Here is a 13,232-nt window from a genome sequence, read left to right on the forward strand (position 1 = left end):
GGCCGGGGCCGGGGAGAGGGTCCGGGGGGACGGGTGGGGTCCACGAGAGGCGTGTCCGCGGCCGGGGAGGCGGCGGAGGACGACAGACGCGGCGGGTCCGACGCGGCCGGTATGGCGATCCTGGCCGGCTGCGCGCTCTGGTCGCTGATCACGGCCGCCGTCCATGGCGGGCGGCCCGAGGGGGCGCTCCTGGCGGTGCTCGCCGTGGCCGCCGGACATGCGGCGGGCCGGATCACCGGGGCCCTGCTGCCGGTGGCCGCCCCGGCGATGGCCGCGCTGGCCGGGATCGCCCTCCCGCTGACCGTGCCGCAACTCACGCCCGGTCCGCAGCCGGGGCCTCCGCTCGGCCATCTGGGTGCCACCGCCGCGCTGCTGACGCTGTCCGCCGGGGCCGCCTGCTGCGCGGCCTGGGCGGCGTCGGCGCCCGCGGTCCGGCTGCTGCTGCGGCTGACGGCCGTCGCCGCGGCGCTCACGGCGGCGGCGCTGGGCTCGGTGACCGGCGCGACCGCCTGCGCCGTGGTGCTGCTGGCCTCGCTCGCGGCGGGCCGGATGCGGCGGCGCGGCCCCGGTGTCGCGGGGCTGGCGCTGGCGGCGGCCGGGGTCACGGCGGCCACCTGGGCGGTCGCCGCGCGGTCGCTGCCGGACGGGCTCGCGGCGTCGCTGGAGGGGCAGCTCACCCCGCGCCGGGTGGAGCTGTGGCGGGACGCGCTGGCCCTGCTGGAGCGCGAGCCGCTGCTGGGGGTGGGACCGGGCCGGTTCGGCGAGCTGAGCCCGGCCGCGGGCGGGCCCCTGCCGTCCGACGGCAAGGCGCATTCGGCGCTGCTCCAGCAGGCCGCGGAGCAGGGGGTGATCGGGGTCGCGCTGCTGGCGGCGGCGTTCTGCTGGGTGCTGAGCGCCCTGTGGCGGACCGCGCGGCCGACCCCGGTGGCGCTGACCGCCGGGGCGGCGCTGACGGCGGTCGCGGCCATCGCGGCGGTGGGCAACGCGCTGAGCTTCACCGCCGTGACGGCGGGCGCGGGTCTGCTGGCCGGTCTGGCGACCGCCCGTCCGCTGTCCGACCCGGCCGGGTCGGCGGGAGGGAAGGGACCGCGCGGGAGCCGGTTCGCACAGGATGGGCCGAACGGGTGAGCGAGGGCATGTGAGGGACCGGCGCGCCAGGACGGGCACATCGGAACGGGCGCATCAGGACCGACGCACCTGGACCCTTCAGAACCGGGCCGCATCGGGACCCATGAAGAAGCGCGGGCCACGTCAGGCCCTGTGAAAGGGAGCGGGCCACATCAGGCCCCGGTGAAAGAGAGACGGAGGCCGGAGCCGGTTCAGTGGGCCGTGTCCGCGGTGGCGGCCCGCAGCCGGTCGCGGATCACCCGGACGGCCGCCTCCGCGTCGTCCACGGTGATGGTGAACGTATGTCCGTCCCACAGCCGCAGGACCAGGCCCTCGCCCTGGCGCACGACCACGGCCGTGCCCTTCTCGGGCCGCCAGCGGTAGCCCCAGCCGCCCCAGTGGCGCGGCGTCACATGGGCGACGAAGTCGGCACCGGCGACATGGGACAGCGGGATACGGCGGCGCGGCACACCGATGTGGCCGCAGCGCACCTCCAGGGAGTCCTTGTCGACCTTCAGGGCCACGCTGACGAAGGCCAGGGTGCCGAAGAGGACCAGCAGACCGGCCGCGATGCAGCCGACCACGCTCATCACGAGGGGGGCGGAGCCGGACGTCCACGCCGAGTCGACGGCGAGCTGGACTCCGAGTGCCACACAGGCGGCGCCGACCAGCGCCAGCAGCCACTGCACACGGTTGGTGGCGTGGCCGGTCCAGACATCGGGGTGCGCTTCGGGCGCGTCCGGCGCGTTGTGGGGGTGGTCCCTCATGCCATCGAGACTACTCACGTTTCGCTCCGCGGGTACCCGCGCGCACGGGGCGCCTGCTCCGGACGGAGGCGGCCCCGCCGGGGCCTGTCCGCGCGCCAGGGCCTGTCGTGTGGATCATCCCGGCCGTCGGCCGCGGTGCCTTGTCGGCTGCCCCGAGCGGGGTCTGGTGCGTGCAGCTGCAAGGCGGAGGAGGGAGTCGACGCGGTGGGGGTACCCCCGGTCGAAGGCTGGGGGACGTCAGGGACTGACGGCAACGCGGCTGGGGGTACCCCCTCTGGAGGAGGGCGTGCCAGACCCCGCGAAGCGCCGGGATGATCCGAACGACAGGCCCTAGGGCAGCCGTGCGGGAGCCGCCGCCCCGAGGAGGCGGCCCTCCTCGTACGCGAGCGCGGGTCCCGGGAGGGCGCCCGTCCGTCCGCTCAGGAGCACGGTCACCGAACCGGTGGGGGCCGCTCCAGGTGCGGGTCCGGCGCCGATCCGGCGCAGCGCCTGCGCGGCCACCGCGCCCGCCGAGCCGAGCAGGGCGAGCGGCGCCCTGCCGGGCCCCCGCAGGGCGGCGCGGATGCGGTCGGCGACGAGTTCGTAGTGGGTGCAGCCGAGGACGACGGTCCGTACCTCGCGCGGGGTGAGGGCCGCGGCGGACGCGATGGCGGCGTCGATCGCCGTCTCGTCGGCGTGCTCGACCGCCTCGGCAAGTCCCCAGCAGGGCACTTCGGTGACGGTGACTCCGTCGGCGAAGTCGCCGATCAGTCCGCGCTGGTAGGGGCTGCCGGTGGTGGCGGGGGTTGCCCAGATGGCGACCGGGCCGCCGGAGGCCGCGGCGGGCTTGATGGCGGGGACCGTGCCGATCACCGGGAGGCCGGGCTCCAGGAGGTCGCGCAGGGTGGGCAGCGCGTGCACGGTCGCCGTGTTGCAGCCGACGATCAGCGCCTCGGGACGGTGCGCGGCGGCGGCGCGGGCGACGTCCACGGCGCGCCGGGTGAGGTCCTCCGGGGTGCGGGGACCCCAGGGCATGCCGTCGGGGTCGAGGGAGAGCACGAGATCCGCGTCGGGGCGGAGGCGCCGTACCGCGGCGGTCGCCGCCAGCAGGCCGATTCCGGAGTCCATGAGCGCGATCTTCACCCGGCCACGATAGACGATGGGCCGTGTCGGACCGGTGCCGTGGGGCAGACTGCGCGGGTGACCGCCTTCGCCTGGATCGCCGTCGGATCGCTCGCCGCCTGGCTGTGGCTGCTGCTGTGCCGGGGCTTCTTCTGGCGCACCGATGTCCGGCTGCCGCCCCGCCGGGACCCGGAGAGCTGGCCGTACGTGTGTGTCGTGGTCCCCGCGCGGGACGAGGCGGGGATGCTGCCGCTGAGCCTGCCCTCGCTGCTGGCGCAGGAGTATCCGGGACGGGCCGAGGTGATCCTCGTGGACGACGGCAGTACGGACGGCACGGGGGAGCTGGCCCGGGGGATCGGGCGCACATGCGGCGGTCTGGCGCTGACCGTGGACGCGCCGGGCGAGCCGCCCGCGGGCTGGACCGGGAAGCTGTGGGCGGTACGGCACGGCATGGCGCTCGCGCGGGCCAGGGGACCCGAGTTCCTGCTGCTGACCGACGCGGACATCGCCCATGAGCCGGACAGCCTGCGGGAGCTGGTGGCCGCCGCCCATGGGGGCGGTTACGACCTGGTGTCGCAGATGGCGCGGCTGCGCGTGGCGAGCGGCTGGGAGCGGCTGGTGGTGCCCGCGTTCGTCTATTTCTTCGCGCAGTTGTATCCGTTCCGGTGGATCGGCCGGAAGGGCTCGCGTACGGCCGCCGCGGCGGGCGGCTGTGTCCTGCTGAGCGCGGCGGCGGCGGACCGCGCGGGAGTCCCGGACACCATCCGGCACGCCGTGATCGACGATGTGGCGCTCGCCCGCGCGGTGCGGCGTGGCGGCGGGCGGGTCTGGCTGGGGCTGGCCGACCGGGTGGACAGCGTGCGTCCCTATCCCCGGCTGGGCGATCTGTGGCGGATGGTCTCGCGCAGTGCCTACGCCCAGTTGCGGCATCAGCCGCTGCTGCTGGCGGGGACGGTCGCCGGACTCACCTTCGTCTATCTGGTGCCGCCCGTCGCGGTGGTCGTGGGCATGGCGGGCGGCGGCATCGCCCTCGCGCTGCCGGGCGCGGCGGCATGGCTGGTGATGGCGGGCACGTATGTGCCGATGCTCCGTTACTACGCGCAGCCGCTCTGGCTCGCCCCGGTGCTGCCGTTCACGGCGCTGCTGTATCTGCTGATGACGGTGGACTCGGCGGTGCAGCACTACCGGGGACGCGGCGCGGCCTGGAAGGGCCGCACCTACGCACGTCCCGGGGCGGTGCCCGAGGAGGGCTGAGCACACCCGCTGGACACGCTCGCAGAGCGCATCCACGGTGCTCACCCGGTGAACACGCTCGCTGAGCACACCCGCTGAACACATCCACGGTGCGCACCTACGGAACACACCTACTGTGCGCGCCCACTGGACACACCTACCGGCCACACCCGCCCAGCACCCGCTGCGCGCCGGACCCGCTCCCTAGGACGGGCGTCCACGCCGCTACTTGCGTCCCGGCGTCCAGTTCATGCCCCAGCCATACGCGTGGTCCACGGTCCGCTGGGGGCTGACGCCCCGCTCCGGCACCAGGTAGCGGGCCTCGCGCTGGACGATGAGTTCGCCGTCGCTGTGGGTGATCAGGGCGAGCGCGCACACCGTGGACGGGATGGTGCACTCGTCCAGCGAGAAGTCGATCGGCGCGCCGAACTGCGGGGTCAGGGTGACCGTGGCGTGCAGGTCGGCGAAGGAGCGGGCGCCCTCGTAGATGGTGACGAAGACAAGGATGCGGCGGAAGTACCGCTGGGCGTCGAGGTTGACGGTGAGGTTCTCCCCGCTGCTGACCGCTCCGGTGCGGTCGTCGCCGTCGAGGTGGATGAACGGCGGCCGGTCCAGGGCGCCGTACGCGTTGCCCAGGGACTGGACGACGCCCTTGGTGCCGTCGGAGAGTTCGAACAGGGCGCACAGGTCGAGGTCGAGGTCCGCGTGCATGGCGACCGCGCGGCCGAGTTTGCTGCCCCAGCCCTTGAACTGTTTGCGCACCTCCCAGTTGAGGTTGACGCGGAGGGCGCCCGAGGTGCCGCCCTGCTTGCTCAGCGACACGGCGGGGGCGGACTTGGTGAGGGTGATCTTGCTGAGGCTGACCGGCCGCGAAGGCGCCGCCGGGGCGGACGGCGCGGCGGCGGGCGGGACCGCCGGACGGACGGGGGCGGCGGGCTGCGCGCGGGTGGGGGCCGCGGGCTGCGGACGCGAGGTGGCCACGGGCTGCGGACGGGCGGGGGCCGGTGGCGGCGGGGCGGGCTGCTGGGGTTCGTCCACGCTGATGCCGAAGTCCGTGGCGAGACCCTCAAGGCCCCGGTCGTAGCCCTGTCCCACGGCGCGGAACTTCCAGGCGCCCTGGCGGCGGTAGAACTCGCCCAGCACGAAGGCGGTCTCCACGGTGGCGCCCGTGCTGTCGAAGCGGGCGACCACGGAGTCCCGGCCGCTCTCGCGGACCTCCACGGCGAGGTCGGGCACCTGGCCGAAGGTGCCGCCGTCGGCGGAGGCGGCGAGCACCACGGTCTCCACGGCGGGCTCCACACGCGCGAGGTCCACGATCAGGGTGTCGGTGACCCGGTCCCCGGCGGTGCGCTTGCCCTCGTGGCGGACCGCGCCCGAGGCGTGCGCAGCCTGGTTGTAGAAGACGAAGTCGGCGTCCGAGCGCACCTTCCCGCCCACCAGCAGCAGCGCGGAGGCGTCCGCGTCGGGCACCCCGGGGCCGGAGCGCCAGCCCACCTCGACCCGCAGCGCCGTGGCCGGCACCGGAACGTTCGACCCTTTCGACATGGACATGTCCGCCCCCATCCTGTGCGTGGCGCCGCACGGCGCGCCGGACGTCACTGGTTCCCGTCCGACCAACCTATTCCCCGGTGGCGCGAAACGCCCGTCCGGAGGAGATGAAGGCCCCGTGGTCAACCGCCGGTAACCCGCAGGGAACTGAGCCTTTACACGATTCGAACGCGCCGTGCCGCCCCTTTTTGCCAAGTTCGCTCGCATTGGCGATCCGGAGTCACTGCCGACACGGAAATCAACCCTCTTATCGGTCTCCACAACCAGCACATCGTGGGCTTAACTTATGTGCCATGACCTCCCCCCGCTCCACCTATGGCGGCGGCTACTACTCCGCCTCCTTCCCGGACACCCCGATCTACGACTCGCTCGTGGCCGAGCGGGGCACTCCGCAGATCGCCCCGATCCGGGTTCCCGCCGCGTACGACACGGGCAGCCACCTGCCCGCGCTGCCGCCGGCCCTGCCCGCCCTCCCGGCGGCGCCCTCCCAGCCCCTCTACGGCTACCCGCAGGCGCAGCAGCCCGCCCCGCTCCAGCAGGCGCCCGCCGCGTACATCCCGCAGCAGGCCACCGCGCCGCGCGGCTACCCGGGCCCGCAGCCGCAGCCGCCCCGCCCCGCCGCTCCCGGTGTCACCGGGTACGAGGCGATGCGCCCGGCCGCCCCGCGGCCCGCCGCCCCGGGCGGTTACCAGGACCCGTACAACAACCAGCAGTACCGCGGGTACTGATTCCCGCCGCCGGTTGTCGGTGCCGCCTGGCACGATGGCCGTATGGGGAACGTGGGGAACGCGCGACTGCTGTCGCTGCACATACATCCGGTCAAGGCGCTCCGGGGCGTCGCGCTGCCGGAGTACACGGTGGAGCCCTGGGGGCCGGCCGGTGACCGACGCTGGGTGCTGATCGACGACGGGGGAAAGGTCGTCACCCAACGGCAGCAGCCGCGCCTCGCGCTGGCCGCAGCCGAGCCGCTGCCCGATGGCGGGATCCTGCTGTCCGCGCCCGGTCTGGAGCCGCTGGCCGTGACGGTCCCGGAGCCGACCGCGACGGTCACGCTGGAGATCTTCCGGGACAAGGTGGAGGGGGTCCTCGCCGACGGCCGGGCGCACGCGTGGTGCACCGCCTTCCTCGGCGCCGACGTCCGTCTGGTGCACATGGACGATCCGGCGGTGCGCCGCCCCGTGGACCCCGAGTTCGCGCTGCCGGGCGAGACGGTGAGCTTCGCCGACGGCTATCCGCTGCTGCTCACGTCCAGCGCGTCCCTCGACGCGCTCAACACGCTGATCGCCGACGGCCCGCACGCCGCGGAGGGCCCGCTGCCGATGAACCGCTTCCGGCCGAACGCGGTGGTCGCCGGTACGCCCGCGTGGGCCGAGGACGGCTGGTCCCGGCTGGCGATCGGGCAGGTGCGGTTCCGGGTCGCGAAGAAGTGCGGGCGGTGCGTGGTGACCACCACCGACCAGGTCACCTCGGCGCGCGGCAAGGAGCCGTTGTTCAGTCTCGGCCGTCATCGCCGGATCGGCGGGAAGCTGGTCTTCGGCCAGAATCTGGTGCCGCTCGACCGCGGCACGATCCGGGTGGGCGACCCGGTCCGCGTCCTGGACTGAGCCGGCTGAGCCCCGGGCCGTGGTAGGAGCGGTGGGAGGGGCGGGGCGGGCGCCTGCCACGCTCAGGGCCGATCACGGCACCCCCCTCATGCCCCTCCCCCCTCCTCGCAGCGCCGCATCACCCGCGCTCTGCACCCGCTCACCGCACCCCCTCCCCGCCCCGCCACATCACCCGCGCTCTGCCGCCGCACCCCGCTCACCGCACTCCCGCCCCGCCCCCCGCCCCGCGCACTCCCCGCCCACGGGAACCCCCGCCGGTGCTCCGTCCGTTGGAGGGGCGAGGGGCCCGTGCGGGCCCAGTGGCGCGAGGGAGCCGGGGGTCGGCGGAGTTCCGGCCGGGGTGATTTCGCTCTCTCTTGGTCCGGTCCGCTCAGCGCCGGGCGCCACGCCGGGTTATCACGGAGCGGGGAAGGGGGTGCCGAACGGTGCGAGCGATCCGAGGTCTATGGCGCTGGCGGCACAATCCGCTGTGCCGCACGACCGATCTCCTGGAGTCCTGGCTGGCGCTGTCCGCTCTGCTGCTGATCCTGGTGACGGCGCCCGCGCTCGGTGTCCTGGCGGGCACGGCCGCGCAGGACGCCCTGGAGCGGTCGGTCGCCGAACAGCACGCATCCCGGGCGGAGGTGACGGCCACGGTGGTGCGGGAACTGGACCGCAGCGTGCTGGACATCGACCCCGAGGCCGCCGCCTCGGACACCCGCAGCAGAGTCCTCGCCGACTGGACCGCGCCCGACGGCAGCGAGCACCGCGGCCCGGCGCTGACCCGGCTGACCGCCCCCGAGCCCGGCGACCGGTTCCCGCTCTGGACCGACCTGGCCGGACGGACCGTCGCCCGGCCGCTGGACTCCGCCACGGCCGGTACACATGCCGTACTGGCCGGGCTGGGCGCGGCCCTCTCGGTCGCCGGTCTGCTGGAGTGCGGCAGACGCCTGCTCCTGTGGCGGCTCGTCAGACGCCGCTACGACCACTGGGACCGGGCGTGGCAGCGCGCGGGCCCGGACTGGGGCCGTACCGGTACCGGCAGTTGACGCCCTCCGGCCACCCTCCCGGCCACCGTCCGGCCACCCTTCGGCGGCCTTCCGGCTCTGGTCAACCCACCACCCGCGCGCACGCTACGGTGGTCCGGCCGAACCCTTCGGCATCAAACCCGCGTACGACGAGGTGGGGGCAGAACACCGCCATGGCACAGGGCACGGTCCAGGTGACGCACACCGGCACTTCGCGGTGGCGGCGCCGCACAGGTGAGTACACCTCGCTCGCCGCCGCCCTGGAGGCCGCGGCCGACGGGGACGTCCTCACCGTCGCCCCCGGCACCTACCGGGAGAATCTCGTGGTGCAGCGCGCGGTGACACTGCGCGGACCCGAGGGCTCCCCCGGCTCGGTGCGCATCGCCCCCGTGGACGGAGTGCCGCTGACCGTGCGGGCCTCGGCGGTCGTGCAGGACCTGCTCGTGGAGGGCCAGGACTCCGCCGCGCCCGCGCTGCTGGTCGAGGAGGGCGCGCCGGAGCTGACGGACGTACGGGTGGTGACCCGTTCCGCGTCCGGGATCGAGGTGCGCGGCGGCGCCCGGCCCACCGTGCGGCGGTGCACGGTCGACAACCCGGCGGGCATCGGCATCGCCGTGCTCGACGGCGGGGGCGGGGTGTTCGAGGAGTGCGAGGTGGTCGCCGCCGGACAGGCCGGGATCGCCGTGCGCGGCGGCGGGCATCCACGGCTGGACCGCTGCCGGGTGCACCACGCGTCGGGCGCGGGCCTCACGGCCACCGGGGAGAACTCCGCGCTGGAGGCGGTCGGCTGCGAGGTCTACGAGGTGCGCGGCAGCGGCGTGCAGATCACCGCCCGCGCCACCGCCCACCTCACCGACTGCGATGTGCACCGCACCACCGCCGACGGCGTCACCCTGGACACCGACGCGGTGCTGACCCTGGCCGACTGCCGTATCCACGACATCCCGGAGAACGCGGTCGATCTGCGCTCCCGTTCGGTGCTCACGCTGACCCGGACCAGTGTCCGCCAGTTCGGCCGCAACGGGCTGTCGGTGTGGGACCCGGGCACCCGGGTGGACGCCAACCAGTGCGAGATCTTCGACTCCACCGGCGACTACCCGGCGGTGTGGGTGAGCGACGGCGCCACGGCCGTGCTGGACTCGTGCCGGGTGCATGATGTGCCGGACGCGCTGTTCGTGCTGGACCGGGGCTCCCGCGCGGACGTCGTCGACAGCGACCTGTCCCAGGTGCGCAACACGGCGGTGTCGGTGAGCGACGGCGCCACCGCGCAGCTCGACGACTGCCGCATCCGGGACGCGGCGACCGGCGCCTGGTTCCGTGACCACGGCAGCGGCGGCACGCTCGGCAACTGCACGATCACCGGCACCCAGACCGGCGTGATCGTCACCAAGGGCGCCGACCCCACCGTCGAGCGGTGCACGGTCGACTCCCCCGCCGAGGCCGGTTTCTATGTGTCCGCGGGCGGCCGGGGCAGCTTCACCGGCTGCCGGGTGACCGGCAGCGGCGGCTACGGCTTCCATGTCATAGACGGCTGCCGTACGACCCTGCGCAAGTGCCGTACGGAGCGCTGTGCGCGCGGTGGCTACGAGTTCGCGGACGCCGGAGCGGACGGCGCGGGCGGCGGTCCCGTCGTCGAGGACTGCACCAGCGACGAGAGCGGCGGAGTGCGTCCGGCGGCGGCCGAGCCGGTGGTGCGGCAGTCGGCGGTCCGTACGCCCGGACTGCTGGGGGCGATCCCCGGGCAGCGCACCGCCGAGCCCGACCCGGTCCCAGCCGCCGCGGCGCCCCCCGAGCCGGAGAAGCCCTCCCGCACCTCCCAGGCCGTCCTCGGCGAACTGGACGCCCTGGTGGGCCTGGACAGCGTCAAGCGCGAGGTGCGCGCGCTCACCGACATGATCGAGGTCGGCCGGCGCCGCCAGCAGGCGGGCCTCAAGGCCGCGTCCGTCAAACGGCATCTGGTCTTCACGGGCTCCCCCGGCACCGGCAAGACGACGGTGGCCCGGCTGTACGGCGAGATCCTCGCCTCGCTAGGGGTGCTGGAGAAGGGGCATCTGGTCGAGGTGTCCCGGGTCGATCTGGTCGGCGAGCACATCGGCTCGACGGCGATCCGCACCCAGGAGGCGTTCGAACGCGCCCGGGGCGGGGTCCTGTTCATCGACGAGGCGTACGCGCTGTCCCCGGAGGACGCGGGCCGGGACTTCGGCAAGGAGGCCATCGACACGCTGGTGAAGCTGATGGAGGACCAGCGGGACGCGGTCGTGGTGATCGTCGCCGGGTACACGGCGGAGATGGAGCGATTCCTGAACGTCAACCCGGGCGTGGCGTCCCGTTTCTCGCGGACCATCACCTTCGGCGACTACAACCCCGACGAACTGCTGAGGATCGTGCGGCAGCAGGCCGAGGAGCACGAGTACCAGCTCGCCGAGGGCGCGCCCGAGGCGCTGCGGACGTACTTCGCGCAGATCCCCAAGGGACCGGCCTTCGGCAACGGGCGCACCGCGCGGCAGACGTTCGAGGCGATGGTCGAGCGGCACGCGAGCCGGGTCGCGCAGCTCGCGGAGCCCAGCACGGACGATCTGTCGCTGCTGTTCGCGGAGGACCTGCCGGAGCTGCCGTGACCGCGCGGCGGTGACACCCTGGGCTGCCATGAGCGCGCGGCGGTGACGCCGGGGGCTGCCGTGACCGGGCTCCGGTGACACCGCGAACGCGTCCCGTGGAGTCCGTGACCTGCCGTGGACGCGTCTCGCAGAGCCACCAGCCGCCGTGGAGGCGTCCCGCAGACCCCACGGGGCCGCCGTGGACTCGTCCAGCAGGCCCCACGAGCCGCCGCGAACGGGTTCCGCAGCCACAACGAGCCACCAGGAACGCATTCCCGCAGCCACCGCGAGCCGCCGAGAACGCATCCCCGTAGCCACCGCACACCGCGAGGGGCCGCCCGCCCAGCGCCCGCCCGCGAAGTGGCGGACAGGCTCGGGCGGTACTTGACTGGAAGGGCAGGCACCCGGCGCCGGGAGGCTCCCATGACCGCACCCACCGCCGCCTTCGACCCGACCCGCGTGGCGCACCTCAACGGACGGTTCGCCCCCGTCACCGACGAGGTCGACGCGGTGGATCTGGAGATCTCCGGGGAGTTGCCGCAGGACCTCGACGGGGTCTTCCTGCGCAACGGCCCCAACCCCCGCTTCACCCCGATCGGCAGCTACCTCTACCCCATCGACGGGGACGGGATGGTCCATGGCGTCTGGCTGTCCGGGGGCCGCGCCCGCTATCGCAACCGGTTCGTGCGCACCCCGGCCATGCGCGCCGAGGAGCGCGCCGGACACGCCCTGTGGGGCGGTCTGGAGTCGCTGATCACACCGGACACGGACGACGTGGACGCGTCCCTCGCGCACACCTTGAAACCGCTGCCGGACATCAGCGTCGTACGGCACGCGGGGCGGCTGCTGGCGCTCGCCGAGTCGGACTGTCCGTTCCGGCTGAGCCCGGAGCTGGCGACCCTGGGGAAGGAGACCTTCGGTGGGCGGCTGCCCGCGGGCATCACCGCGCATCCGAAGACCGACCCGGTGACCGGGGAGATGGCGGTGTTCTGCTACGCCCTGGAGCCGCCGTATCTGACCTGGTCGCTGCTCGGACCCGATGGCGCGGTGCGGCGCGGGCCCACGCCGGTGCCGGGGGCCGACGAGCCGCAGATGATCCATGACATGGCGCTCACCGCGCGGTATCTGGTGCTGGTGCTCGCCCCGGCGTACTTCACGCTCGACGCCGCGATGAACGGGGGCTCCCTCCTCGCCTGGCGGCCCGAGCGCGGCACCCGGATCGCGCTGATCCCCCGGGACGGCGGACCAGTGCGCTGGGCCACCGACGAGGCGTTCTGGGTCTGGCACACGGTCAACGCCTACGACGACCCGGCCGACCCCGCCGATGGTGCGGGACGGGTGGTCCTGGACTACGTCCAGTGGCCCGCGCTGGCCCTGGGCGACGGTCCCGACGCGGACGGTGCGCTGGAGACCGGTCATGGGCTGACCCGCGCGGTGGTGGACCCGGCCGCCGGGACGGTACGGCGTACGCGGCTGGACGACGCGCCGGTCGAGTTCCCGAGGGTCGACGACCGGGAGCTGTCCCGGCCGTACCGGTGGCTGGCCGTGGCGGCGGACAGCGGCCGGGGCAGGGACCTGCTGTACGGCGAGTACGACGCGCTGCGCTGGTACGACCTCGGCGGCTCGGGCGTGTCGACCCTGCTGTGGGACGCGGGGGACCTTTCGGTGGGCGAGCCGGTGTTCGCCCCGGTGCCGGGGACACGGGACGGCGCTCACGGCTTCTGGCTGACGTTCGCCACGGACCGCACCGACGGCACCAGCCGTCTGCTGGTGCTGGACGCGCGGGACCCGGAGCGGGGTCCGGTCGCCGAGGTCCATGTGCCGGTCCGGGTGCCGCTGGGGCTGCACGGGGTGTGGCTCCCGACCGAGGAGTGACCCGGCGACCGGCGTCCGCGCGGAGGCCGGTCGCCTGAACGCCCGCAAAGACGAGCGCGCCTGGACCCGCCGTCCGCGCGTGGGCCGGTCGGGCGGTCCCGGGACACCCGACGGGGCGGCGGGCCCGCCCCCGCGCGACCGACCGGCACCATGGCCCGACACGCCCGACACGCCCGGCAGCGGGACCGCCGGACCACCGGGCAGGGACCCGGGGGACGGTCCCCGGTCGTGAAGAACCGGAAGGACCGGAAGAACCGGTCGTACGAAGGCCCGTCCGTGATACCGGTCGCTCGAAGGGCGGGGGTCATCAGGGACCGGTCGAGGAGAGACCGGTCGTACCGAGACCGGTCATAGGCAGGCCGGTCATACGGGGCCGGTTCTGGGGAGGCCGGT

The 13,232-nt window shown here is 74.5% G+C and carries 10 protein-coding genes; 7 read left to right on the forward strand and 3 right to left on the reverse strand.

What is annotated here, in order from left to right; genetic code table 11:
* Positions 1–111 precede the first annotated feature (111 nt).
* Complete coding sequence (locus AB0D49_RS23225) at positions 112–1,128, forward strand: O-antigen ligase family protein (protein ID WP_362760859.1); 1,017 nt, start codon at positions 112–114, stop codon at positions 1,126–1,128.
* Between the two features lie 191 nt (positions 1,129–1,319).
* Here the strand turns inward: AB0D49_RS23225 and AB0D49_RS23230 are convergent, their stop codons facing one another.
* Both AB0D49_RS23230 and AB0D49_RS23235 read right to left on the reverse strand, forming a co-directional pair.
* Positions 1,320–1,874 (reverse strand): hypothetical protein, encoded by a 555-nt coding sequence (locus tag AB0D49_RS23230; protein WP_362760462.1) that lies wholly within the window; start codon positions 1,872–1,874, stop codon positions 1,320–1,322.
* A 330-nt stretch (positions 1,875–2,204) separates the two neighbouring features.
* Entirely contained in the window at positions 2,205–2,996 is a 792-nt protein-coding gene (locus tag AB0D49_RS23235) for an aspartate/glutamate racemase family protein (RefSeq protein ID WP_362760465.1), read from the reverse strand.
* Between the two features lie 39 nt (positions 2,997–3,035).
* On the opposite strand from AB0D49_RS23235, the gene AB0D49_RS23240 reads away from it, so the two are divergent.
* Positions 3,036–4,229 carry a glycosyltransferase gene (locus AB0D49_RS23240; RefSeq protein WP_362760468.1) on the forward strand — a complete coding sequence of 398 codons (1,194 nt, stop codon included), beginning with the start codon at positions 3,036–3,038 and terminating at the stop codon, positions 4,227–4,229.
* Between the two features lie 204 nt (positions 4,230–4,433).
* On the opposite strand, the gene AB0D49_RS23245 is transcribed toward AB0D49_RS23240, so the two are convergent.
* On the reverse strand, positions 4,434–5,753 hold the full coding sequence (locus tag AB0D49_RS23245) for a TerD family protein (RefSeq protein ID WP_362760861.1): 1,320 nt from the start codon (positions 5,751–5,753) through the stop codon (positions 4,434–4,436).
* 296 nt (positions 5,754–6,049) lie between these two features.
* On the opposite strand from AB0D49_RS23245, the gene AB0D49_RS23250 reads away from it, so the two are divergent.
* From AB0D49_RS23250 to AB0D49_RS23270, 5 genes are all read left to right on the forward strand, one after another.
* Positions 6,050–6,484: a DUF6643 family protein gene (locus AB0D49_RS23250; protein ID WP_362760471.1), complete on the forward strand. Its 435-nt coding sequence runs from the start codon at positions 6,050–6,052 to the stop codon at positions 6,482–6,484.
* 51 nt (positions 6,485–6,535) lie between these two features.
* Positions 6,536–7,360: an MOSC N-terminal beta barrel domain-containing protein gene (locus tag AB0D49_RS23255; RefSeq protein ID WP_362760863.1), complete on the forward strand. Its 825-nt coding sequence runs from the start codon at positions 6,536–6,538 to the stop codon at positions 7,358–7,360.
* A gap of 425 nt (positions 7,361–7,785) precedes the next feature.
* Positions 7,786–8,388: a hypothetical protein gene (locus AB0D49_RS23260; RefSeq protein WP_362760474.1), complete on the forward strand. Its 603-nt coding sequence runs from the start codon at positions 7,786–7,788 to the stop codon at positions 8,386–8,388.
* A gap of 152 nt (positions 8,389–8,540) precedes the next feature.
* Entirely contained in the window at positions 8,541–10,985 is a 2,445-nt protein-coding gene (locus AB0D49_RS23265; protein ID WP_362760477.1) for a right-handed parallel beta-helix repeat-containing protein, read from the forward strand.
* Positions 10,986–11,387: 402 nt separating this feature from the next.
* A complete protein-coding gene (locus tag AB0D49_RS23270) occupies positions 11,388–12,839 on the forward strand; it encodes a carotenoid oxygenase family protein (protein WP_362760479.1) in 1,452 nt (483 codons plus the stop codon).
* The last annotated feature ends 393 nt before the right edge of the window (positions 12,840–13,232 follow it).

It is taken from the genome of Streptomyces sp. NPDC048290, from assembly GCF_040652095.1.
Taxonomy (GTDB): domain Bacteria; phylum Actinomycetota; class Actinomycetes; order Streptomycetales; family Streptomycetaceae; genus Streptomyces.